This is a genomic window from Microbacterium sp. GCS4 (assembly GCF_001262495.1).
GTDB lineage: Bacteria > Actinomycetota > Actinomycetes > Actinomycetales > Microbacteriaceae > Microbacterium.
Window position 1 is genome coordinate 108,671 of sequence record NZ_LGYE01000006.1, and the last position, 23,302, is coordinate 131,972.

Consider the following 23,302-nt stretch of genomic DNA (forward strand, 5'->3'; position numbering starts at 1 on the left):
CTCACAGCTCCCGGTGGGTGAATCGGCCGCCGAGCAGCGTCGCGGCGACAGGCATGCCGCGCAGCTCGTCGCGGTCGCTGGCGTACGGGTCGCGGTCGGTGACCACGAGATCGGCGGGTTCCCCCACGGCGAGCGCGGTGCGCACGGATGCCGCGAGCGCGACGTCGAGCGGCAGCCGCTGCTCCGGATGCCACGCCGCACGGTCGCCACGGCTGCGGGCCGTCGCGGCCGAGAGCGAGATCCACGGGTCGAGCGGCGCGACGGGAGCATCCGACCCCAGCCGCAGTGCGGCACCGGAGCGGTGCAGCGACCCGAACGCGAAGGCGCGGCCGGTGCGACCCGCCCAGTGATGGTCGGCGACGTCGCGGTCGTCCATCGCGTGCTCGGGCTGCACGCTCGCGATGAGACCGAGATCGGCGAACCGGGCGAAGTCGTCGTCGCGCACGAGCTGCGCGTGCTCGATCACGCCCCGCATGCCGAGCTCCGCGAACGTGTCGAGGACCTCGGTGTTGGCGCGATCGCCGATCGCGTGCACGGCCGCCTCGATGCCCGCGCCGCGCGCACGGTGCAGCAGCCGGCGCAGCTCGGCGATCGGCACGCTCTCGAGCCCGCACGCGTGCGGGTGGCCGGGATCCATCCCCGGGTACGGGTCCCAGCACCAGGCGGTGCGGGTGTTGAGCGACCCGTCGACGACGACCTTGAGTCGCCCGAAGGTCACCAGTCCCGCGTCGTCGACGAGATCGCCCGTGCGGTACCCCGCCGCGATCACGGACTCGAGCCGGTCGGGCCACACGGCGATGTCGGAGCGCAGACTGCGCAGCCCCGCGCTCGTGCGCTCCGACCACTCGGACACGTTGTCGGTGTTCTCGTACTCGACGATGCCGACCACGCCGCGGGCGGCCGCGGCGTCCGCGGCATCGGCGTAGGCGTCGGCGGGCAGGTGCGCGGCCTCGTCGAAGGAGTGCAGCAGGCTGATCCACGGCCCCTCGCGCAGCAGACCGGTCGCGTCGAGTTCGACGCCGAAGCGGGCGGCCGCGGCCCGGTTCATCCAGCCGCAGTGCAGATCGCCGCTCACGAGCACGACCGGCACGTCGGCGACGGTCGCGTCGAGCGCATCGAGGGTGGCGGGCACGGGCCAGAGTCCGTCGCGGAAGCCGTAGCCCATCAGCATCCCGTCGGTGAGCGGCGCCTGATCGGCGCGCGCCCGGCGCACGATCGTGAGCACGTCGTCGGCACTGCGGGTCTCGGTGAGGTCGAGCCGGCGGCGGCGGATGACGTGCTGCGTGAAGTGCACGTGCGCGTCCCAGAACCCCGGGCCGATCCAGCGGCCGGCGACGTCGACGACCTCGCCGACGGCATTCATCGTCCCCGCGGGCGTGATCGCCGCGATGAGGCCGTCGCGCACCACGACGTCGATCGGCTCGCCGCCGTCGTACGGTCGCGCGCCCCGGAGGGTGAGGGTCTCGGACATCGTGCTCCTCTCGGCGCCCCGGGGCGCAGGGTCGGGTTTCTCGCGGCGTCAGGCGACGGGGACGGGGGAGGTCGCGAAGCCGAACAGGTCCTTGGGGTCGTCGGGGGCCGCGACGAGGTCGATCTCGGTGTCGAGACCGCTGCCCGCGAGGTCGGCCCGCAGGTGGCGCAGGGCCGAGAAGTCCTCGAGCGCGAAGCCCACCGAGTCGAAGATCGTCACCTGCTCCGTGCTCGTGCGGCCCGGCGCCGTGCCGTCGAGCACCCGCCAGAACTCCGTGACGGGGAAGTCGGAGGCGACGTTCTGGATCTCGCCCTCCACCCGCGTCTGCGGCGTGAACTCCACGAACACCGGACCCCGGTCGAGGATGCGCGGGTCGAGCTCCGTCTTGCCGGGGCAGTCGCCGCCGATCGTGTTGATGTGCATGCCCGGGGCGACATCGGCGTCGGTCAGCACCTGCGCGACCGCCTTGTCGGCCGTGCACGTCGTCACGACATCGGCGCCGGCCGCGGCCTCGGACGCCGAGGAGCACACCGTGATGTCGAAGCCGCGCGACTCGAGGTTGCGCACGAACTTCGCCGAGGCCGCCGGGTCGACGTCGAAGACGCGCAGGCGCGAGATTCCGAGCACACCGCGGAACGCGAGCGCCTGGAACTCGGCCTGGCTGCCCGCGCCGATCATCGCCATGGTCGTGGAGTCGGGGCGCGCGAGACGACGGGCGACCATCGCCGAGGTCGCCGCCGTGCGCAGGGCCGTGAGCATCGTCATCTCGGCGAGAAACACCGGGTAGCCGTTGTGCACGTCGGCCAGCACCCCGAACGCCGTCACTGTCTGGTACCCGCGTCCCGGGTTGAACGGGTGCCCGTTGACGTACTTGAAGGCGTACGTGTCGGGGTCGCTGATCGGCATGAGCTCGATCACCCCGAACGGGGTGTGGTTCGCGACCCGCTCGCTCTTGTCGAACGACTCCCACCGACGGAAGTCGGCCTCGATCGTGTCGGCCATCTCGGTCATGATGGTCTCCGCGCCGCGGCGCGTGATCCACTCGACCATGTCCTGCACTCCGACGAACGCGGTCATGCTGTCTCCTCCTGTGCCTGCAGCACCTCATGGTTGACCGCCGCGATGCGGTCGGCGAGCTTCGGGTTCTCGTAGGGGCCGGGGCGGCGCAGCGCCTCGACGACGCGCGCGATGACGGCCGCCGGCTTGTCCTGGCTCATCTTGTCCTTGGCCTCGATGCGCTCGACCCGCAGCCGGAAGCCCACCGTGCCGTGCACGATCCGCTCGGCGTACGCGGTGTTCTCCAGCGTGCGGTGCATGAGGAACGGGTCGGGCAGCGGGCTCTCGAACCAGGCGACGAGCCGGTCGAGCACCGCGAGGTTCTCCTCGTCGGACAGCAACTCCGGGGTGCCGTGCAGATGTGCGACGGCGAAGTCCCACGTGGGGACCGCCGGCGAGGACTCGTACCATCCCGGCGAGACGTAGCCCTGCGGGCCGTAGACGATCACCATGGTCTCGTGCTGTCCGAGCTCGTGCAGGCGCTCGTCGGGGCGGCCGACGTGGCTCACGAGCACGATGCCGTCGGCATCCTCCTCGAGCAGCACCGGGTAGTGCGAGGCGACGAGCCCCGCACCGGGCACGTGGCTGACGATCGTCGCCCACGGGTTCTCGCGCACGAGCGCGCGCACGGCGTCGACGTCGTCGAGCGCGTAGTCGGGGTTGTGCCTCATGGCGTCTCCAGGTCGGTGGCTGTCGAGTCGGGCTGTCGAGTGAATTTTCGAATCGCTTGAATTGCGGGAATGGTCGGCCCGAAGTCGTACATCAAGCGATTCGAAAGGCGAGGGGCGACGGCGTCATCCGCCATATTCACGCTACGGAGGCACGGCACCGGCGGCAATGTTCTGTAACGACAGTGCTTGCCCGCGAACTGTGCTGTGCGCACAGCGATACGCCCCAGAGGGTCAGTGGTGGAACGCGATGTCGGCGGTGGCGAGCACGACGTCGTCGGCGTCGAGGGCCGTCACGCGCAGGCCGTCGCCCGTCGCGCCGCCCCCCACGAGCCGCAGCGGCCGGTCGACGAGGATGGGCGCGATCGCCCGCACGTCGAGACGGGCGGGCACACGTCCGTGGGCGTGGCGCCGGGCCGCGTCCATGAGCAGGATGCGCGTGAGCGGTCCGTGCACGAGGAGGTCGGGCAGGCCCTCGACGTCGCGCGCCCAGGCCCGGTCGTAGTGGATGAGGTGCGTGTTGAAGGTGAGCGCCGAGAAGCGGAACAGCTGCCGCGCGTCGAGCGCGATCTCCTCGACCCAGTCGGCCTCGGCCGCGACCTGCGGCTGCGGCTGCGGGGCGCGCTGCGGCGCATCGGGGTCGGCCGCCTCGAGGAACACGTCGTGCCAGACGCTGCGCACCGCGACCTCCCCGTCGACCGCGTACTCACGGTCGATGTCGACGAAGGTCAGCCGACCGCGCGAGCCCGACTTCTCGACGACGCCGCCGAGCGTCGTGGTCTGCGTGACCTCGTCGCCGACGCGGATCGGCCGCAGGAACTCCGTCGTCTCGCCCGCGTACATCCGCCGGGGCAGGTCGATCTCGGGCACGACGCCGTCCCGCGCGGGCGTGCCGTCCGGGCGCAGGTCGGCGAGCGGCACGGCGAACGGGAAGAACACGCCCTCCCACCCCGCGGGCAGCACGTCGCCCGCGTCGAGCACGGGATCGGATGCCGCGAACGTGCCGCGGTACGCCCCGACCGTGCCCGTCGTGATCGGCTCGGTGCGCACGACGCGCGCTGCCGCGGACGTCACGGCAGCGCGCCCGCGGCGCGGAGCTCGGCGATGCGCGCGGCGTCGTAGCCGGCGTAGGTGGCGAGCACCTCGTCAGCGTGCTCCGCGAAGCGGTTGGCCGTGCGGGCGGGTGTCGCGGGCGTCTCGGAGAGCTTGATCGGCTGGCCGAACATGCGCAGCGTGCCGAGGTCGCCGTAGTCGGCCTCGACGATCATGTCGCGCTCGGCCGTGCCCGGGTCGTCGACGACCTCGCCGATCGTCTTGATCGCGGTGAGCGGCACCACGTCGCCCGCGAGGTCCTCGAGCTCCTGCTTCGTGCGGGTCGCGAGCCATCCGGCGACGATCGGCTTGACGCGGCGCTCGTACACGTCGTCGTCGAACCGCTTGCGCATGGTGTCGATCTCCTGGTCGTCCTTGAGCTCGGGCGTGCCGAACAGGTCGCAGCTCGCGTTCCACAGCTTGTCGGTGTACGCGCCGAAGAACACCTGGCCGTCGGCGCAGTCGAAGAGCTCGTACGGCCGCACCCAGGCGTGCGCGTTGCCCTGCGGCGACGCGACGGTGCCCGTGACCGTGTAGTCGACCACGGCGGTCTCGGTGAGCGCGACGATGCTGTCGACCTGCGCGACGTCGACGACCTGGCCGACGCCCGTGGCCTCGGCGTGACGCAGGGCAGCGAGCGTGCCGATCACGGCGAAGAGGGTCGCGGAGAGGTCGCCGATCGTGACGCCGACGCGCACCGGCGGCTGGTCGGCATAGCCGTTCATCGACCAGATGCCGCCCGCGGCCTGCGCCGTGTTGTCGAACGCGGGGCGCCGGCTGCGCGAGCCCGTGCGGCCGTACCCCGAGATGGCGGTGTACACGAGTCGCGGGTTGACCTCGCGCAGCACCTCGTAGCCGACGCCGAGCTTCTCCATCGTGCCCGGGCGGAAGTTCTCGACGAGGATGTCGGCGCCCCGCACGAGGTCCTTCAGGACCTCCTTGCCCTCGGGCGTCGCGAGGTCGAGGCCGACGCCGAGCTTGCCGCGGTTGTACTGGGCGTAGTACGCGCTGAACTCCTCGTCGCCGTTCGCGAGGTAGGGCGGGAAGCCGCGCGAGACGTCGGGATCGCGCGGGTTCTCGACCTTGATGACGGTCGCGCCGAGGTCGGCGAGGGTCTGCGAGGCGTAGGGCCCGGCGAGCACGCGCGAGAGGTCGATCACGGTGACGCCGGCGAGCGCGCCGGGGGCCGGGAGCGTGGTGTCGATCATGCGGGGGTGACCTCCTGGGCGTAGTCGGGGGCGTCGAGCCCCGCGGCCTGGAACGCACGGGCGACGTTCGATGCGGGGCGGACGGAGCGGATGCGGGAGAGCCAGAGCGTGGTGGCGGCCAGGGCGCGGAGATCGAGACCCGTCTCGATGCCCAGCCCGTGCAGCATCCACACGAGGTCCTCCGTCGCGAGGTTACCGGTCGCGCCCTTCGCGTAGGGACAGCGGCCGAGGCCCCCGACGGAGGAGTCGAACTCCGCGACGCCCAGGCGCAGTGCGGCGTGCACGTTGGCGAGGGACTGGCCGTAGGTGTCGTGCAGATGCAGGGCGATCGCCTCGACGGGGATGCCGGCCGCGCGCGCCTCGCCGATGATCGACGCCGTGTGACCGGGCGTCGCGACGCCGATCGTGTCGCTGATGGCGATCGTTCGGGCACCCGCCTCGTGCAGGGCGCCGGCCGCCGAGACGACGGCGTCGGACTCGACGGCGCCCTCCCACGGGTCGCCGAACGCCATCGACACATACCCGCGCACCGGCACGCCTTGACGGGTCGCCTCGGCGATCACCTCGACCGCGCGGTCGATCGCGCCCGAGCGGGTCGTGTTGAGATTCGCCTGGGCGAACGACTCGGTTGCGCTCACCACCACGGACACCTCGCGGATGCCGGCGTCGAGCGCGCGCTGCAGACCGCGCAGGTTCGGCACCAGTCCGACGGCCCGCGCGCCCTCGGGCACCTCGAGCGCCGCGACGACCTGCTCGGCGTCGGCGAGCTGTGGGATCCACGTCGGCGGCACGAAGCTCGTCACCTCGACGTCGCGGCTGCCCGCGGCGTACAGCCGTCGGCACAGCTGGGCCTTGATCGGCGCGGGGATGATGTCGGTCTCGGCCTGGAGGCCGTCGCGGGGCCCGACCTCGAACACCGTGACGCGGGCCGGCAGGCCCTCCTCGCGGACGACCCGGGGGGCGGGGAGCGCGTCGGTCATGCGGATGCCCCGGCGCGCAGCTCGGCGAGCACCTCGCGGGCGTGCTCGACGCGGATGCGGCGGTCGGCGACGATGCGCGCGGCGACGGCGCCGATCTCGTCGACCTCCGCGCCCGCCGAGGCGGCGATCGTGCGGGCGTGCAGGGTCATATGCCCCCGCTGGATGCCCTCGGCGGCGAGCGCGCGGCACGCGGCGAGGTTCTGCGCGAGGCCGACCGCGGCGATCACGCCGGCGAGCTCGCGGGCCGTCTCGACGCCGAGCAGGCGCACGGCGGCCTGCGCGGTGGGGTGCGCCCGTGTGGCGCCGCCCACGAGGCCGACCGCGAGGGGCACCTCGAGGGTGCCGACGAGGTTGCCGTCGGCATCCTTCTCGAACTGCGACAGTGCGGTGTAGCCACCGGCGCGCACGGCGTGCGAGTGGCATCCGGACTCGACGGCCCTGGTGTCGTTGCCGGTCGCGAGCACGACCGCCGTGATGCCGTTCATGATGCCCTTGTTGTGCGTGGCGGCGCGGTAGGCGTCCGCCTCGGCGAAGGCGCTCGCGGCGACGATGTCGTCGACGACCTGCGCTCCGCCGAGCATCTCGGCGTCGAACACGGCGCGGGCGCGGGTGAGGCGCAGCTCGGCCTTGTTGGTGAGGATGCGCAGCAGGGTGCGTGTGCCGGCGACCTCGGCGATGCGCGGGGCGATCGCCTCGGCCATGGTGTTGACGGCGTTCGCGCCCATCGCGTCGCGGACGTCGACGTGCAGGTGCACGATGACCTGCGTGCCGGCGCGGGTGGGCAGCACCCGCACCGAGATCTCGAAGGCGCCGCCGCCGAGCGACACGAGCATCGGGTCCTGCTCGTTGGCGAGGGCGAGCAGCTCGTCCTTCGCCTCCAGCAGCGCGAAGCGCGTACCGTGCGGGTCCACCGCGTCGAGCACCTGGATCTGGGCGATCATGACGTCGCCCGTGTAGGACGTGGTGAAGCCGCCGTGCGCGCGGGCCATACGGGCCGCGTTCGAGGCGGCGGCGACGACGCTCGGCTCCTCGGTGGCCATGGGCACGAGGTGGTCACGGCCGTCGATCGTGAAGTTCGTGGCCACTCCGACCGGGATCCCGACCATGCCCACAACGTTCTCGATCATGTGGTCGGCCTGGGCGAGCGAGAGGCCGCCGTCCGGACGCAGCGCCTGCAGGGCGTCGGCGTCGAGCCCCGCCCCCTCGGCGACGAGAGCGAGCCGCTCGTCGGGCGTGTGGTCACGCAGTCCGGAGATTCGGCTGTTGGTCGGCATCGGCCACCTTCCTTCGTCCAGCGACCGGGTCCTCGGCGCTGTGGTCACAGATGACACTAGGAGCGTGCGTCGGGGTCGACGATGGGTGGAACACTCATCGCCGGGGCCTCTCTGTATGCGGTCCTCACATCTCGTCCGCCCCGAGACGAACCTAGACTCGCACCACGCCCGCACCGCGGCCCCGCCCCCGAAGCGCGAGGAGAACCGATGCCGTACACCGAAACCGCCGACGTGCGCCTCTACTACGAGGTGTTCGGTTCGGAGCACGACCCCGTGCTCGTGCTCGTCTCTGGCGGCGGTGCGCAGCTGCTGAGCTGGGACGAGGAGTTCATCCGTCTGCTGACGGCCGGTGGCCTGCGCGTCGTGCGCTTCGACAACCGCGACACCGGACTCTCACAGCTCTTCGGCGGTGACGACGAGGTCGACGGCGGCTACGACCTCATCGATCTCGCGGAGGACGTGCTGCGTGTCCTCGACGAGCTGGGCGTCGACTCGGCCCACGTGGCCGGACATTCGATGGGCGGCATGATGGCGCAGGTGCTCGCGATCGAGCATCCGGAGCGCGTGCGCAGCCTCGGACTGCTCTCGACGATCCCCGGCCAGTCCCGCCGCTACGTGCTGCACGGCGAACGTCCCGAGCTCGCCGAGCCGCCGGTGCGCGTCACGCGCGAGCAGGCCGTCGCGTTCGCCGCCGCCGCGGTGCAGGCGGGCGGGCCCGGCCGGTACGACCCGCAGGTCGAGTGGCACGTGCGAGCCGCGGGCGAGGCCTACGATCGCGGCTACCACCCGGCCGGGTTCAGCCGGCAATGGGCCGCCCTGCGGCGGGCTCCCGAACGGCTTGAGGCTCTGGGCCGCGTCCGCGTCCCGACACTCGTCTTCCACGGGCGCGACGACGACGTGCTGCACTGGGCGTCCGCGGTCGACATCGCCGAGGCGATCCCCGACTCCGAGCTGCAGGTGCATCCCGACATGGGGCACCTCATCCCGCACGAGCTGTGGCCCGATCTCGCCGCCGCCCTGCTGCGCACGGCCGCCCGCGGCGAGGAGCAGCGCGGCGCGCGCTGATTCCCGCGCCGACGATCCGACGGCGGCGATCCCAGCGATTTGAGGGCGGCAAGGGTCATGCTCGACACTGAAGTCGGACGCCTCCCGGCGCCGCGCTCTCCGGAAGGGACGACGATGCCCGAACACGACGACGCGATCGCCGCTCTCCTCGACGCCGCCTACGACCCCGAGCTCGTCGGTCCCACAGGTGTGAGCGACGCGCTCCGACGACTCGGCGCGAGCGATGCGGACGCCGCTCTCCTGGCGGATCGTGTGGCGCGGACCCAGCGCGAGCTCTCCCGGCTCCGGCGGCGCGAGCACGAGCTGACCGCCCTGTTCTCCAGCGCACGCGAGCTCGCAGAGCTGCGCGACAGCGACGCCGTGCTCGCGCGACTCGTGCAGCGCGCTCGCGAGATGATGGGCGTCGACCTCGCCTACCTCTCCGAGTTCGACCCCGACACCTCGGAGCTCCGGGTGCGCGAGACCAGCGGCTCGGTCAGCGCGTCCTTCCAGCAGCTGCGAGTGCCGCCGGGACGGGGACTCGCGAGCGTCGTCGTCGAGTCGCGCTCGGCGCACTGGGCGGCCGACTACGCCCTGTACACGGCCGACCGCCACGACGCCGGGATCGACGACGCGGTGTCGGCCGAGGGACTCGTGTCCCTGCTCGGCGTGCCCATGCTCAGCAGCGACGACGTGCTCGGCGTGCTGTTCGTCGGCAACCGCGAGAAGAAGGAGTTCTCCCCCGACGAGGTGGCGCTGCTGTCGGCGCTGGCCGACCACGCGTCGGTCATCCTGCAGACCACGCAGACCCTGCGCGACCTGCGCGTCTCGGAGGATGCGAGCCGCCGCACCCTCGAGAGCCTCACGGCGCACCTCGTCGAGCGCGACCGCGCCAACACCGTGCACCAGGAGCTGGTGCAGGCGGTGCTCGCCGGCGGCGGTTTCGCGCCCGTCGCCGAGACCCTCGCCTCGGCTCTCGGCCGCGCCGTCGCGATCATCGACGCGCAGGAGAACGTGATCGCCGCGGCGGGGCTCCCGCTCGCCCCCGGGATGCTGTCGCTCGACGAGCCGGTGCGGGCGGCGCTTGCCGAGAGCCGCCGTCACGGTCACTGCGTGCCGGTCGCGGAGCCCGGTGTCCGCGCGGTGTCGGCTCTGACCGCCGGCAGCCGGCATTTCGGGGCCCTGCTGCTCGGCGACGGCGCCTTCGAACTCGGCGCGGTCGATCTGCGCACGATCGAGCGGGCCGCACAGGTCGGCGCGCTGCTGGAGCTCCAGCAGGAGGCGGCGTCGGGTGCCGACCGCCGGGTGCGCAGCGAGCTCATCGCCGACCTCCTCGACGACGTGCCCGAGCGCCGCTCCGACGTCGAGCGCCGCGCCCGGCGCCTGGACGTCGACCTGGCGGCCCTCGACTCGCTGCTGCTGCTGGCGGTGCCGGGCGACCAGCAGGCCACGGCCGCCCGTGCCCTCTCCCGCTCCCTCGATGACCGAGCGCTCGTGGGCGAATACCGCGGCTTCGTCGTCGCCGCGCTCGCCGGCGCCCGCACCGAGGTCGACCCCGAGCGAGTCCGCACGCAGGTCGCCGCTGCGATCCAGGACGAGGCAACGGTCGTCGTGCCTCCGCCCGCGAAGGATCCGCTGCCCGCGGCGTTCCTCTCGGCGCGGCGAACAGCACGCCTGCTCGCGGCCCTCGGGGTGGGCGGCCTCACCGCGCGGGTCGAGGACTTCCTCCCGTACTCGGCGGTGCTCGACACCGACGCGCACGGGCTGTCGACGTTCCTGCGAGACACGATCGGCGCCGTGCGCGCCTACGACGCCGACCGCAACGCCGACCTGCTCGGCACGCTGCGCGCATTCGTGCGGCACAACGCGAGCCCGACGCGCACGGCCCGCGCGCTGAACTTCCACACCAACACGATCCTGCAGCGCCTCGACCGGCTCGACCACGTGCTCGGCGCGGGGTGGCGCGACGACGAGCGCATGTTCCGCATCGGCATCGCCGTGCGGCTCGACGAACTCCGCGAGCGGCTGCAGGGCCCGGCGGCCTGACCCCGCGACGTACGCCGCGCGCGCCCGGCAGGAGATCACCCGCCCCGCAGGAGAGGATGCCGCACAGCATCCTTCCGATCGTGCGATCTCCTGCACAGCGTGCGGGCCGCGCCTACCGCTCGGCCTCGGCGTCGAAGATCTCGACGCCGGTCTGCGGGAAGGGATGCGGGCCCCGCGGGCCGAAGACCAGCACGAGCTCGGCGACGGCATCCGATTCGTTGCGGACCCCGTGCCGCATGCCCTCCGGCGCGTAGAACGCATCGCCGACCCGCAGCGTGCGGCGCTCGTCGCCGGCCGTGATCACGACCTCGCCGCGCGTGACGATGTACATCTCGTCGGAGCTGTTCGGCGAGCAGCTGTCGGGGTCGTCGTCGAGGTGATGGTGCTGGCCCTCCTCGGCGCCCGGCTCGAGGCGGTAGAGCATGACCGAGGTGGGGAGCGCCGTCGTCTGGCGGAAGTACCACTCGATGCCGATGCGGCCCTCGCCGTGGTACAGCTCCCAGTCGTGGCTGTCGTCCCCGCGCTTCTGCACGCGCATGCGGAATCCTCCCGTCAGGTCCGGTACAGCACCGGCATGGAGTCGAGCAGCGATCGCGTGTACTCGTGTTGCGGGGCGTTCATGACCTGCTCGCCCGTGCCCTCCTCGACCACGCGGCCGCGGTGCATGACCGCCACGCGGTGCGCGATGTGGTGCACGACCGACAGGTTGTGCGTGATGAAGAGGTACGTCACCCCGGTGTCCTGCTGCAGCTGCACGAGCAGGTTGAGCACCTGCGCCTGCACCGACACGTCGAGCGCCGAGGTGGGCTCGTCGAGCACGACGAACTCCGGGTCGGCGGCCATCGCGCGCGCGATCGCGATGCGCTGACGCTGACCGCCCGAGAACTCGTGCGGGAAGCGGCCGGCGGCGTCCATGGGCAACGCCACGCGGTCGAGCGCGTCGGCGATGCGGCGACGGCGCTCCTTCGCCCCGACGCCCGCGGCGACGAGGGGCTCGGCGATCGACCGGGCGACCGTGAAGCGCGGGTCGAGGGAGTCGTTGGGGTCCTGGAACACCATCTGCACCCGCCGGCGGTGACGGCGCAGCGCGCTGCCGCGCAGACCCGTCACGTCGACGCCGTCGAACTCGATCGACCCCGACGTGGGGGCGCGCATGAGCAGGATGGCGCGGGCGAGCGTGCTCTTGCCCGACCCCGACTCCCCCACGAGCCCCAGCGTCTGCCCGCGGGGCACCGTCAGGCTCACGTCGTCGAGTGCGGTCATGGTGTCGGCGCCGTGGCCGAAGCGCTGGGTGACGTTGCGCACCCGCAGCACGTCGGCGAGCGCGTCGTCGGCGAGCACGTCGGCGGTCATGAGGCCTCCTCGAGCACCGGGGCGACCTCGGCGAAGTCGTTCACGGCAGGGATCACGGCGAGCGGAGAGCGCACCGGGACGGACGGACGGGGGATGCTCTCGAGCAAGGCCCGGGTATAGGGATGCTGCGGGTCGTCGAGCACGCGGCGAGCCGAACCCGACTCCACCACCCGGCCGCGGTACATGACCGCCACGCGCTCGCAGAGCTGGCCGATGACGCCCAGGTCATGACTGATGAACAGCACGCCCATGCCCGTCTCGTCGCGGAGCCCGCGGATGAGGTCGAGGATCTGCGCCTGCACGGTGACGTCCAGCGCGGTGGTCGGCTCGTCGGCCACGAGCAGGTCGGGGCCCGCCGCGACGGCGATGGCGATCACGACGCGCTGGCGCTGGCCGCCCGACAGCTGGTGCGGGTAGTAGTCGAGGCGCCGTTCGGCATCCGGCATCTGCACGAGCTGCAGGATCTCGAGCGCCCGGGCACGCGCCTGCCGCTTGTCGGCTGTGCCGTGGATCCGCAGCACCTCGGCGATCTGCGCGCCGATGCGCATGCAGGGGTTCAGCGCCGACATCGGCTCCTGGAAGACCATCGAGGCGGCGACGCCGCGCACGCGGGTCCAATCACGTTCGCGCGCGCCGTTCATGTCGTGGCCGGCGACGTCGAGCCGCGAGGCCGTGACGCGGGCCGAATCGGGCAGCAGGCCCATCATGGCGAGCGCGATGCTCGACTTGCCGCTGCCGGATTCGCCGATCACGCCGACGATCTCGCCCTTGCGCACACGCAGCGACACACCCGAGACCGAGGGCGGCGCCCCGCCGTAGGCGATGCTGAGGTCGTCGACGCGGAGGGCGTCGGTGTCGTCGGTCATGCGCATCTCGTTCCTCTGCTGCGGGCGATCGGTCGGCCGGCGCCGATCCGCGGGTGGGGTGCCCCGGCGCCCGGAGGCCGGGCGCCGGGGCGGGGTGTCACTGCGTCAACCAGGCGTGGTCGAGTGCGGAGCGCGAGTAGAACGCGTCGTTCGTGTAGTCGTGGAGCTTGTTCGCGTCCCAGACCTCGAAGTACACCGGCACCGCGGCGGGCACGAACTCGAGCGCCTTGTCGGCGGCCTCGTTCGCGAGCTGCGCCACGAGGTCGTTGTACTCCTCGGGCGTGGCGGCGGACTTCGCCTGCACGAGCAGCTCACGGGCCTTCTCGGCGTCGGGGTTGCCGTCCCAGTGGTTGTAGTAGCCGCCCTCGAGCAGCACCGGCTCCAGGTAGTAGGCAGCCGAGGCGCGGGGGCTGCCCGGGATCGCCACGAGGTCGGTCCAGGACTCGCCCGTCGTGAAGATCGGCGAGATCTCGGCGAGCGGTGTGGCCTTGAGGTTTAGGGTGATGCCCGCTTCGGCCAGCTGCTGCTGCATCATCTCGTAGACAGGGTGGTGGGCCGCCGCGACATCACCCATGTAGCTGAGGGTGATCTCGGGGTTGGGCTGGCCGGCCTCCGCGAGCAAGCGCTTCGCCTCGTCGACGTCGCGCTCGTAGTACGGCAGCTTCGCGGCATCCGTGGCGCCGGGGTCACCCGCCGGCGGCACGAACGAGATGCCGGCGTTGCCGAGCATCGCGGTATCGACGATCGCCTGACGGTCGAGCGCGAGCGAGATGGCACGACGCACGTCGATGTCGGCCAGCGGTCCCTGCTCGGGGTTGATGTAGATCGCGAGGTTCTGTCGGAACGCGGCGTCGCCGAGGGTGAAGCCCGACGACGCGGCCTGCTGCGCGAGACTGCCGTCGATGAACGACGCGGCCTGCACGCTGCCCTGCTGCACCGCGGCGAGCAGGGTGTTCTCGTCGGGGTACAGCTCGAACACGATCGTGTCGAGATAGGGCTCCTCGCCCCAGTAGTTCTCGTTCTTCTCGAGCGTGACCGAGACGCCCTGCTTCCACTCGGTGACCTGGAACGCACCGGTTCCGACGGTCGTCGTCTGGCGCTCCTCCTCCGAGGCGTTGCCGTAGGCCTCCTCGCTCACGATGAGGAACGTCTGCCGCGCCGAGACGGCGTCGAGGAACGTGCCGTCCGGCGCACTGAAGTGGAACGTCACCTCGTGATCGCCCGTCGCCTCGACGCTCTCCATCAGGTTCAGGTAGGTGGCGTTCGTGCCTCCGTCCTTGCGCGTCTCGAAGGAGTACACGACATCGCCCGCGTCGAAGGGCGAGCCGTCGGCGAACGTCACGTCGTCGCGCAGCTGGAAGACCCACGTGAGCTCGTCGGGCTGCTCCCACTCGGTCGCGAGGGCGGGTTCGACCGTGCCGTCGTCGTCGCGCGTGAGAAGGGTGTCGTAGGCGATCGAGTCGATCACCTCGGCGGCGATCGCCGAGGCCACCATGGGGTCGATGCCGCCGGCCGAGGGCTCCGCGGGCACGCCCCAGGTGAGGGTGCCGCCGGAGACCGGGTCTCCCGCATCGCCGTCGCCGGTACCGGCGCCTCCGCCGGCCGAGCATCCGGCGACCGCCAGGGTCGCTGCGGCGACGGCTGCGGTCGCGGCCCAGCGTCGGCCGGTCCAGCCTCGTCCGGCCCAGTGTCGTCTGTTCATGAGCTGTGCTCCGTTCGGGTGTGGTGCATGGATGGGGTGGTGCGGTCGGGGGAAGCGGTGGCGCGGCCCGCGGCGCGAGCGGCGCGGCGGGCGGAGCGCCCGCCCAGCGAGAACGCGGGCTCGCGGCGGGGCGCGAGGTAGTCCTGCAGTCCGTCGGCGAGGAGGTTCCACGCCGCCGAGAGGAGGATGATCACAAGCGACGGAAGGATGATGAGCAGCGGCTGCATCTGCATGAAGCGGGTGAACTCGCTGATCATGCGTCCGGCGGACGGCTCGGGCGCCTGCACGCCCTGGCCGAGGTAGCTCAGTGCCGCCTCGATGAGCACGACCTGCGAGGCCACCGAGGCGAACTGCACGAACAGCGGCGTCAGCACGTTCGGCAGCAGGTGCTCAACGATCACGCGCGCGGGGCGGACGCCGCTCAGGGTCGCGGCGAGCACGAAGTCGCGCTCGCGGAGGGCGATCACGGGGGCGCGCATGACCCGGGCGAAACCGGGCGCGAACACCAGCCCGAGCGCGAGGATCAGGGGCCAGGGCCCGTTGCCGATCACGACGCCCACGACGAGCGCGACGAGGATCGCGGGCAGGGCGAGCACCGCGTCGACCACGCGCATGATGACCGCGTCGACCCACCCTCCGACGTAACCCGCGACGAGACCGAACACCGTGCCGATCACAGCGCCGAGCAGAGCGGCCGCGCCCGAGATCACGAGGCTCGTGCGCGCGGCGAGCGCGAGACGCGTGAAGGTGTCGCGACCGAGGTTGTCGGTGCCGAGCGGGTGATCGAGGTCGGGCGGTGCCAGCGCGGGACCGGAGGCGACGAACGGGTCGTGCAGCGGCCACAGGGTCATCCAGCCGGCGACGGCGAGGATGACGACCAGGATCCCGGCACCGCTCCAGAACGACGGACCGAAGCGGCGGCGACGCGGACGCCGTCCGGCGACCTCGGCGAGGGCGAGTTCTCTCGTGACGGTCATCGCGTGTGCACTCTCACTCGGGGATCGATCAGCGGATAGAGCAGGTCGACGGCGAAGTTGATCACCACGTAGACGACCCCGATCAGCAGCACCGTGGCCTGGATGATCGGATAGTCGGAGGAGCGGATGCCGGTGAGCAGCAGCGACCCCATGCCCGGAAGCGAGAACACGGCCTCGATCACGACGGTGCCGCCGACGAGCGCCGCGAGCTCGATGCCGATCACGGTCGTGACGGGGATCAGGGCGTTGCGCAGCGCGTGCCGCCCGACCAGGCGCGCCGGCGAGGCGCCCTTCGCCCGCGCCGTGCGCACGAAGTCCTGACCGAGGGTGTCCAGCAGCGTGCCCCGCGTGTACCGGGCGACGATCGCCGCGAGCACGATCCCGATGAGCAGGGCGGGCAGGATGAGCACGCCGATCGCGCGCAGCGGGTCGTTCGCCGCGCCCGCATAGCCCACGAGTGGCAGGCGCAGCGTGAGCGAGTTGACGAGGATCAGCACGGTGCCGAGCACGAACGGCGGCGTGGCGAGCAGCACGAACGAGAAGCCGCGCACGAGGTGGTCGGGCGCTGTCCGCCAGCGGGTGGCGGCGAGCACCCCGGCGGGGATGCCGATCACGGTGCCGAACACGGTCGCCATGACCGCGAGCGTGAGGCTCAGGGGCAGCCGCGTCGCGATCAGACCCGACACCTCCCCCGGGATCGTGATGGCCCGACCGAAGTCGCCCTGCACGACGCCCATCAGCCACGAGAAGTACTGGGTGATCCACGGCCGGTCGAGGCCCAGCTCGGCGCGCAGCGCCGCGAGCTTCGCGGGGTCGGGGTTCGCGGGGTCGACGAACGCGGCGAGAGGATCTCCCGGGATGACCCGGACCATCGAGAACACGAGCACCGACAGGATGAACAGCACGAGGAGCGACGACAGCACGCGCTGCAGGATGTATCGGGTCACGATCGCGTCATCCGTCCGTCAGGCGGGAGCCATGGCGTCCGCGGCGGCGAACTCGCTGAGATCGTCGGTCGATTCCCCGTCGAGCGCGAGCTCGGCGAGAACACGACCGAGCGCGGGAGTGAACTTGAAGCCGTGACCGGCGGCCAGTCCGACGATGATGTCGGGATGCTGGGGCAACGCGCTCAGCACGAACCGGCGGTCCTTCGTGAGCGCGTACTGGCAGGTGACGGTGCGCAGCTCCGGGCCGGATCCCGGGATCACGTCGTGCATGAACCCCGTGAGCTGCTCGATGAGTTCGGGCGAGGGGACGAACGAGCGCGTCGCCGGCGTCATCCGGTTCTCCGATACGTCCCGCGCGGCCTTGATGGTCGGCTCGCCGAAGGTCGGGAAGCCGTAGTAGCACTCCTCGTCCTCCCAGATCCAGACGGGGAACGACGAGCGATCGTACTGCCCGTCGTCTTCGGGCCGGAAGTAGCTGACCTGCTCCTGCATGATGTCGAGCGGGATCGTCGCGCCCAGCGGATCGAGCAGCTCGTTCGTCCACGCATCCGCGGTCACGATGACCTTGCCCGCGCGGATGTCGCCGTGCGCGGTGCGGACGATCACCCCGTCGCCGTCCGGCTCCAGCGCGAGCACCGGGGTGCGGTCGCGGATGTCGGCGCCGTGCACGCGAGCGCGCATCTGGAGCGTGGCGACCGTGCGAGAGGCGTGCGCGATTCCCGTGTCGGCCGTGTACACGGTCTCGACGTTCTCGGGAACGCGGAACTGCGGCCAGCGGCGCTGCACCTCGTCGGGCGCGAGCAGCTCGTGCTCCACCTCGCACTCGGTGAGAGCCGCGGTGAAGTCGGATGCCGAGTACGGGCCGTCGACGGGCAGCATGATGATGCCGCCGGTGATGGTGAGCAGGCGCTCCCCCGACTCGGCTTCGAGGTCCGCCCAGTCGCGGTATGCGGACTGCGCGAGGCGCACGTAGGCGCTCGCTCCGTACGAGGTGCGCACGATCCGAGAGGTGTCGTGCGAGGCTCCGCGCACGTGCCCCAGCTCGAACTGCTCGAGAGCCACGACCCGGGCTCCGCGACGGGCCAGGTGGTAGGTGGCGGCACTGCCGAGCGCTCCCATCCCGACGACTGCGACCTCGAACGACTCCATGACTCCCCGTCTCCTCCGTGTCGCTCCGCGCGACGACGACTGTGTGTGACGTTCAGTGTGGAGGGGCTGGGCGAGGGCGACCATGGACGGTCCACCCATGGTGGGCGGCGTGCAGTGTGCGGTCGTCACCGGATGCGGGCGGATGTGACGCCGCTGATGCCGCTGTGTTTCGGCGCGGTTTCGGTCACGGTTCGCGAGTGTCTCTCCTCACCGCACCGCGGTCAAGCCCCTGAGTGTTCGCGACACGGCGGGCGTAGCGTCGCCGGTCAACCGCAGAAGGCAACCGCACGAGACAGAGGAGAGGACCATGAGCGATCCGTCCAACACCCAGGGGACGCCGGGAGTCGACGAGGAGGCCGACACGGCCTCCGGTGGCGCTCCCGACCAGCCGGACGAGTCATCCGACCAGGACGACGACGTGCAGCAGACACTCGACGACCAGACGACCGACGACGACGGCGCGCCGCTCGAGAACCCGTCGGGCGGCTGACCGTGCCCCGCTGGCTCGCGTGGGTGCTCGTCGGCAGCGCCGCCACCGCGGGGCTGATCGCGGGCGCGCGCCTCGCACGCCGCACCTGACTCAGCCCGCGTACATCTCCCCCACCGGCACCGGCACGTCGAGGACGTTGCCCGGCTGCGCGAGGGGGCACGCCCATGCCGGGTCGTACGCGCACGAGGGGTTGTAGGCGAAGTTGAAGTCGAGCACGAGCGTGCCCTTCTCGGCATCCGCTCCGAGGTCTGCGCCCTTGATCGTGTCGATCAGGTAGCGTCCGCCGCCGTAGGTGCCGCCCGCCCGACCGGCGAGCGCATCGCGGATGGGGATGAACAGTCCGCCTCCGTAGGACATCAGGCGCCACACGTCGAGCGACCCGGCATCCGGCACCTCGACGCGGCCGATCCTCTCGAACGGCACGACTCCGTCCGTACCCGTCGCGAACTCGAACCCTCCGGGCTCGGCGTCGAGGATCGGCAGCTCGAACCGCCAGGCGGGATCGTAGGACACGATCGGCAGCCCCTCGAACAGGACGCGGTCCTCGGGGAGCAGGGCGGTCGCCGGATGCCGGAGCATGAGCTCGTCGCGTTCGATGCGCCACAGCTCATGCGCCTCCTCCGGGCTGTCGGCCCGACGGATCTCGGCGTACAGGGCGAAGATCCTCCGCCGCCAGTCGACGACCTCGACGGCGGTGCGTGCACTCGTGCCAGTCATGCTCCTCAGGCTACGCGAGCCCCGACGACGTAGGTTGGGAGACATGACCTCCCCCGTCGCGCGCACCGTGCTCGTCACCGGAGCGAACGCGGGCATCGGATACTGGTGCGCCGAGCGGCTCGCGGCGAGGGGCGCCCGAGTGCTGCTCGGATGCCGCTCCCCCGAACGGGCCGCCGTCGCGGCGTCGTCGATCCGCGCGCACGCGCCGGAGGCGGAGATCGACGTGCTCCCGCTGGACCTCGGAGACCTCGGCGCCATCGCCCGGGCTGCCGCCGCCGTGGACGAGCGGATCGACGCCGTGATCTGCAACGCCGGGGTCAAGGCGGCGACCCGCGAGGCGCGCACCGCCGACGGACTCGACCTCATGATCGGGACCAACGCACTGGGTCACTTCGCACTGCTCGCGGGGCTCACCCCCGTGCTCTCGAAAGACGCCCGGGTGGTCGCGGTCGGGTCGATCGCGCACCGCTTCGCGCACCTCGACCCTGCCGCCCTCGACGCCCCCTGGGCGGGCTCGTCGCTGCGCCAGTACGGGCGCTCCAAGGCCGCGCTCATGGCCCTCACGTTCGAGCTCGACCGCCGGTGGCGCGGCACGGCACGGTCCGCGCTGTGCGCGCATCCGGGGTACGCGGTCGATCCCCTGACCCCGCAGCGCGACGGGCTCGCCGAGGTCTCTCCGATCTCGCGGGCGCTCGCGGCGCCGACGCGCGTGCTCGTTCAGGGCAAGGATGCCGGGGCGCTGCCCGTCGTGCACGCCGCGATATCCGCCGACGCCACGGGCGGCGACTACTGGGGTCCGGGCGGGCTGCTCGAGTTCCGCGGTGCTCCTGCGCGCGTGCGGGCCTCCGACCCGGTGCGCTCGCCCCAGCTCGGTGCTGCGCTGTGGACGGCCGCCGAGCGCCTCACCGGAGTGCGCTTCGACGCCTGAGCTGGGCCGTCACCTGTCGGCCAGCGTCGGGATCTCGTCGATGGTCCGGTAGACGGGGAGCCCCCGCTCGAGGGCGATCTCGACGTCCTTGTCGGCTCCGGTCGAGTCGCCCGGAAGTCGGAGGACCGCGTCGCAGTGCTGGAGGAGCCGGTGCGCCGTCTCGTACATGACGTCGCCCTCCGCGGTCTCCTCAGGTCCCATCCCTCGCAGGATCGGCAGCGCGACCCACTCGCCGATCATCGGGACGTGTCCCAGGCGGTGGATGGGGGCGGCGGCCTGCTCGAGACGTGCGAGATTCGCGGCGATGAGGTCGGGATCGCCGCCGGTTCCAGAACGGTAGGGGCCGGCGATCAGGATCAGGAGTGGTGTGTTCATGCCGGAGACTGTAGCGTTAACCGTGCACAAACGTGAAACTTCGTGAAGGAACAAGATGCTCGGTGCGCAGCGCAAGGCCCATCTGCAGGAGATCCTGAGGCGTGACGGTCGCGTCGTCGCGAAAGACGTCGCCCGCGCGCTCGGAGTCTCGGAAGACTCCATCCGCCGGGACCTGCGCGAACTGGCGGATGCCGGCGAACTGGTGCGCGTCTACGGCGGAGCGCTGCCCGTGGCACCCGCCGACCGGCCCGTCGACGCCAGGGCCTCGCTCGCCACGGAATCGAAGGCGCGCGTCGCACAGCGGGCCGTCGAGCTCATCCCCCCGGGATCGACCGTGATCCTCGACGCCGGCACCACCACGCTCGCGATGGCCGCCCTGCTGCCTCGTCGCTCGGACCTGACCGTGATCACGCCGAGCCCCGCCGTGGCGATCGCCGTCGCTCAGCAGTCCGAGGCGCGCATCGTGATGATCGGAGGGGAACTCTCCCGCCACTCGATGGTCGCCGGCGGATCGCTCGCGATGGAGGCCGTGCAGCACCTGGCCGCCGATCTGTTCTTCCTCGGCGTCACGGGGATCGACCCGCGCGCGGGCCTCACGACCGGTGAGCTCGACGACGCCGTGACGAAGCGCGCGCTCGCAGCCCGCAGCTCCCGCGTCCTGGTGCTGGGCAGCGAAGAGAAGATCGGGGTCGCCTCGCGCTTCCCCGTGCTCGACCTGGACGCCGTGCACGGAGTCGTCGCCGATCCGCTCGACCGCAATCCCGTCCTCGCCGAGCTCCCGGGGACCTCGGGAGCGACGTTCAGCTGACCGTGGCCGCGACGACCGCCGGGGTCATGGCCGCCATCATCGCCGCGGCCATCGCCGTGTTGAGCGCGGCCGCCACGGCATCCCCCACGACCGCACCGGACGCGTCGGTCGAGCCGGAGACGAGCTCCTCGATGCGCGCCTTCAGGTCCTTCGCCGATGCGCCCGCGCACTCCTCGCGGAGGATCGCGTGCGCGGCTCCCAGGTTCTGCAGGATGCTCAGCAGCGACAGGTCCGCACGGGTCGCCTCCCGCGTGCCGGCGATCACCTCGGCAAGGCGCGCGCGGAGCACGAGTTCCGGCGCGGGATCGGACTCCGGGGTGCGTGCCGATCCCCAGCCGAAAAAGCCGCGCTCCCCGCGGATCAGCACTCCCTGCACCACGAGCGACTCCACGACGACGTCGAGCGGGTCGAGCTTAGGTCGCATGATGAGCGACTGCAGACGCTTGCCGCGCATGTGCACGATGCGATCGAGCGTCGAGTCCAGCACGGGATGACCGGTGGGTTCGGTCGACGCGATCTCGACGATCGGATGCCGTTCCTCCGTGAGGCGGATGCGTCCGCGCAGGGCGAGGTCGGTGAGGACGGCGGCGACCTCGCCGTACAGGCGGTTGACGCTCACCGAGGTCTCGACGCGGCCGTCCGGGCGGAGGAGGAGCATGTGGAGCTCTTCGACGATCAGCATGCTTTCACGTTACGTCGACCGGCCGACGCCCGGCATCCACCGTGGGGATGACTTCACTCCCCCAGGGTGCCGATCAGCGTACGCACGGTGTCGATGTCGCGGGTCCTGCGAGACGTCTCCTGGTCGACGCCCGATTTAGCCGCATTCGCCACCGCGTTCCCGCCTGCACGCGCGAGCCCCTCGGTGACCGGATCCGGCCCTACGGCGAGGAGGAGGGCGTTCATGGAGAACGAGACGAACGCGCTCGTGATCCATCCAGCGATCGTCCCCTTCCGCTTCGTTCGCGTCGCCGCCGCCTCCAGCCTCTCCAGGCGGTCTCGGAGGTGATGCGACGAGAGTTCCGCGAATCCCGCCGAGAAGCTCGCGTAACTGGAGTCGTGGCCGCCCGCCGCGACCGCACCCGCGAGAGCGGTCAACCCCTGGCGCATCTCGTGATGTACGTCGTCGTTCAGTCTGAGCCGGACGACATCGTCCAGAGTGACGTTGCTGACGCCAGGGAGCTGGTAGTGCACGGCCGCCTCAATACCTCGACGCTCTTCGGTTCGCTGACGAGGCTTCTCACCGAAGAGCACACGGGAGCTCTGGACGAGATGATCGCGCACGACAGCGCTGTTCGTGAACGGGATGACCGGAAGACCCTCGGACAACCGCTGCATCGACAGCGCGTCGGTGATCTCCTGATCGTTCACTGCGCCGAAAACGTCCGCCAGCACCGCATCCGGCACCAGACGCAGACTCGAGTCGTACGCCGCCTCGTTGGCCACGTTATGAGCGGCTTCGAAGAACTCCGTCAGAGGGTCGAGCCCCCAGGTCTCTCGGTACACCCACGCGTCCACCGGGGAGAACTTGTTCACGAGGGTCCACGCGAGCAGGGGATCCTCGCGGTGCGCGAGCCGATACCGCCCCGATCCGGCACCGCGATCGTGCGCGAAGTCATCGAGAGTCTGCATCGAGAACGGGTCGAGCCGCAGATGCGCGGGCGAAGGGAGGAGAGTGACGGCACCACCGTCGATCAGAGGGAGGAGCGGCTCGAGCCGTCGGATCGCGTTCTTCAGCGAGAGCGCCTCGCGCGGCGCGTCGGACGCGTTGACGCCCAGAATGCTGCCCCGCCCCGCGAGATCCTCCGCCCAATCGAGACACGGGTCCGGGAGCACGAGCTTCTCGGAGTACAGGATCGCGGTCTTCAGCGTGGAACTCGTGAACGCGTCCCCGCTCCGCTGATCGTGCAGGTAGAGCTCGTCGAAGAGGTGCGCGGATCGTGGAGCTCTCAGTCCCGCACCGGGGAGTTCCGGCACGATCGCGACCATCCCCGCGTGGATCCGCTCGGCCAGCTCCACGAGGTGTTCGATCGGGGATCCGAGTATCCGGGCATACAGTTCGACGCCGATCGGCTCGTCGAAGTACTCCTCGACGAGCCGCACCGCTGGGCGATGGATGTTCTCTGAGGTGTGCATGTCGAGTCCCTTCTG

At 71.4% G+C, this 23,302-nt stretch carries 23 protein-coding genes; 5 read left to right on the forward strand and 18 right to left on the reverse strand.

The window, feature by feature from the left end:
• Window position 1: 1 nt before the first annotated feature.
• From AKH00_RS16975 to AKH00_RS17005, 7 genes are all read right to left on the reverse strand, one after another.
• Window positions 2-1,471 (reverse strand): amidohydrolase, encoded by a 1,470-nt coding sequence (locus AKH00_RS16975; protein ID WP_050723955.1) that lies wholly within the window; start codon window positions 1,469-1,471, stop codon window positions 2-4.
• A gap of 48 nt (window positions 1,472-1,519) precedes the next feature.
• A complete protein-coding gene (locus tag AKH00_RS16980; RefSeq protein WP_050723956.1) occupies window positions 1,520-2,548 on the reverse strand; it encodes an ornithine cyclodeaminase in 1,029 nt (342 codons plus the stop codon).
• The gene (locus tag AKH00_RS16985; protein WP_050723957.1) at window positions 2,545-3,198 is read right to left on the reverse strand and encodes an FMN-binding negative transcriptional regulator; all 654 of its coding nucleotides are present in this window, start codon (window positions 3,196-3,198) and stop codon (window positions 2,545-2,547) included. Before AKH00_RS16985 ends, AKH00_RS16980 begins: the two co-directional genes overlap by 4 nt.
• 231 nt (window positions 3,199-3,429) lie before the next feature.
• Window positions 3,430-4,269, reverse strand: a complete 840-nt coding sequence (locus tag AKH00_RS16990) for an FAS1-like dehydratase domain-containing protein (protein WP_050723958.1) — start codon at window positions 4,267-4,269, stop codon at window positions 3,430-3,432.
• Window positions 4,266-5,495, reverse strand: a complete 1,230-nt coding sequence (locus tag AKH00_RS16995; protein ID WP_050723959.1) for a CaiB/BaiF CoA transferase family protein — start codon at window positions 5,493-5,495, stop codon at window positions 4,266-4,268. The genes AKH00_RS16990 and AKH00_RS16995 overlap by 4 nt, the downstream gene beginning before the upstream one ends.
• Window positions 5,492-6,475: a hydroxymethylglutaryl-CoA lyase gene (locus AKH00_RS17000; RefSeq protein WP_050723960.1), complete on the reverse strand. Its 984-nt coding sequence runs from the start codon at window positions 6,473-6,475 to the stop codon at window positions 5,492-5,494. The genes AKH00_RS16995 and AKH00_RS17000 overlap by 4 nt, the downstream gene beginning before the upstream one ends.
• The gene (locus tag AKH00_RS17005) at window positions 6,472-7,749 is read right to left on the reverse strand and encodes a hydroxymethylglutaryl-CoA reductase, degradative (protein ID WP_050723961.1); all 1,278 of its coding nucleotides are present in this window, start codon (window positions 7,747-7,749) and stop codon (window positions 6,472-6,474) included. The genes AKH00_RS17000 and AKH00_RS17005 overlap by 4 nt, the downstream gene beginning before the upstream one ends.
• Window positions 7,750-7,956: 207 nt before the next feature.
• On the opposite strand from AKH00_RS17005, the gene AKH00_RS17010 reads away from it, so the two are divergent.
• Together AKH00_RS17010 and AKH00_RS17015 are read left to right on the forward strand one after the other, a co-directional pair.
• Window positions 7,957-8,814, forward strand: a complete 858-nt coding sequence (locus AKH00_RS17010) for an alpha/beta fold hydrolase (RefSeq protein WP_050723962.1) — start codon at window positions 7,957-7,959, stop codon at window positions 8,812-8,814.
• 114 nt (window positions 8,815-8,928) lie between these two features.
• Complete coding sequence (locus AKH00_RS17015; RefSeq protein ID WP_050724053.1) at window positions 8,929-10,839, forward strand: helix-turn-helix domain-containing protein; 1,911 nt, start codon at window positions 8,929-8,931, stop codon at window positions 10,837-10,839.
• A gap of 112 nt (window positions 10,840-10,951) precedes the next feature.
• Here the strand turns inward: AKH00_RS17015 and AKH00_RS17020 are convergent, their stop codons facing one another.
• From AKH00_RS17020 to solA, 7 genes are all read right to left on the reverse strand, one after another.
• Window positions 10,952-11,377 (reverse strand): cupin domain-containing protein, encoded by a 426-nt coding sequence (locus AKH00_RS17020; RefSeq protein ID WP_050723963.1) that lies wholly within the window; start codon window positions 11,375-11,377, stop codon window positions 10,952-10,954.
• Window positions 11,378-11,391: 14 nt separating this feature from the next.
• Entirely contained in the window at window positions 11,392-12,192 is an 801-nt protein-coding gene (locus AKH00_RS17895) for an ATP-binding cassette domain-containing protein (RefSeq protein WP_050723964.1), read from the reverse strand.
• Window positions 12,189-13,058 (reverse strand): ABC transporter ATP-binding protein, encoded by an 870-nt coding sequence (locus AKH00_RS17900; RefSeq protein WP_050723965.1) that lies wholly within the window; start codon window positions 13,056-13,058, stop codon window positions 12,189-12,191. Before AKH00_RS17900 ends, AKH00_RS17895 begins: the two co-directional genes overlap by 4 nt.
• Window positions 13,059-13,155: 97 nt before the next feature.
• Window positions 13,156-14,760, reverse strand: a complete 1,605-nt coding sequence (locus AKH00_RS17035; protein ID WP_050723966.1) for an ABC transporter substrate-binding protein — start codon at window positions 14,758-14,760, stop codon at window positions 13,156-13,158.
• Complete coding sequence (locus AKH00_RS17040; protein ID WP_050723967.1) at window positions 14,757-15,737, reverse strand: ABC transporter permease; 981 nt, start codon at window positions 15,735-15,737, stop codon at window positions 14,757-14,759. The genes AKH00_RS17035 and AKH00_RS17040 overlap by 4 nt, the downstream gene beginning before the upstream one ends.
• Window positions 15,734-16,684, reverse strand: coding sequence for an ABC transporter permease (locus AKH00_RS17045; RefSeq protein WP_050723968.1), 951 nt, complete (start codon window positions 16,682-16,684; stop codon window positions 15,734-15,736). The genes AKH00_RS17040 and AKH00_RS17045 overlap by 4 nt, the downstream gene beginning before the upstream one ends.
• A gap of 18 nt (window positions 16,685-16,702) precedes the next feature.
• On the reverse strand, window positions 16,703-17,833 hold the full coding sequence (gene solA / locus AKH00_RS17050) for an N-methyl-L-tryptophan oxidase (protein WP_050723969.1): 1,131 nt from the start codon (window positions 17,831-17,833) through the stop codon (window positions 16,703-16,705).
• A gap of 307 nt (window positions 17,834-18,140) precedes the next feature.
• On the opposite strand from solA, the gene AKH00_RS17055 reads away from it, so the two are divergent.
• Window positions 18,141-18,323: a hypothetical protein gene (locus AKH00_RS17055; RefSeq protein ID WP_050723970.1), complete on the forward strand. Its 183-nt coding sequence runs from the start codon at window positions 18,141-18,143 to the stop codon at window positions 18,321-18,323.
• 90 nt (window positions 18,324-18,413) lie between these two features.
• Here the strand turns inward: AKH00_RS17055 and AKH00_RS17060 are convergent, their stop codons facing one another.
• Complete coding sequence (locus AKH00_RS17060; RefSeq protein ID WP_050723971.1) at window positions 18,414-19,040, reverse strand: DUF1684 domain-containing protein; 627 nt, start codon at window positions 19,038-19,040, stop codon at window positions 18,414-18,416.
• Between the two features lie 43 nt (window positions 19,041-19,083).
• Here AKH00_RS17060 and AKH00_RS17065 point away from each other — a divergent pair, with 43 nt between their 5' ends.
• A complete protein-coding gene (locus AKH00_RS17065) occupies window positions 19,084-19,968 on the forward strand; it encodes an SDR family NAD(P)-dependent oxidoreductase (RefSeq protein WP_050723972.1) in 885 nt (294 codons plus the stop codon).
• Between the two features lie 9 nt (window positions 19,969-19,977).
• Here the strand turns inward: AKH00_RS17065 and AKH00_RS17070 are convergent, their stop codons facing one another.
• Window positions 19,978-20,343 carry an NUDIX hydrolase gene (locus tag AKH00_RS17070; protein ID WP_050723973.1) on the reverse strand — a complete coding sequence of 122 codons (366 nt, stop codon included), beginning with the start codon at window positions 20,341-20,343 and terminating at the stop codon, window positions 19,978-19,980.
• 55 nt (window positions 20,344-20,398) lie between these two features.
• Between AKH00_RS17070 and AKH00_RS17075 the strand changes: the two genes are divergently transcribed.
• Window positions 20,399-21,151, forward strand: a complete 753-nt coding sequence (locus tag AKH00_RS17075; RefSeq protein WP_050723974.1) for a DeoR/GlpR family DNA-binding transcription regulator — start codon at window positions 20,399-20,401, stop codon at window positions 21,149-21,151.
• Here the strand turns inward: AKH00_RS17075 and AKH00_RS17080 are convergent.
• Both AKH00_RS17080 and AKH00_RS17085 read right to left on the reverse strand, forming a co-directional pair.
• Window positions 21,144-21,833, reverse strand: coding sequence for a GOLPH3/VPS74 family protein (locus tag AKH00_RS17080; protein ID WP_050723975.1), 690 nt, complete (start codon window positions 21,831-21,833; stop codon window positions 21,144-21,146). The two genes, AKH00_RS17075 and AKH00_RS17080, sit on opposite strands and share 8 nt — an antisense overlap.
• Window positions 21,834-21,886: 53 nt before the next feature.
• A complete protein-coding gene (locus tag AKH00_RS17085) occupies window positions 21,887-23,287 on the reverse strand; it encodes a hypothetical protein (RefSeq protein ID WP_152926240.1) in 1,401 nt (466 codons plus the stop codon).
• Window positions 23,288-23,302: the final 15 nt, after the last annotated feature.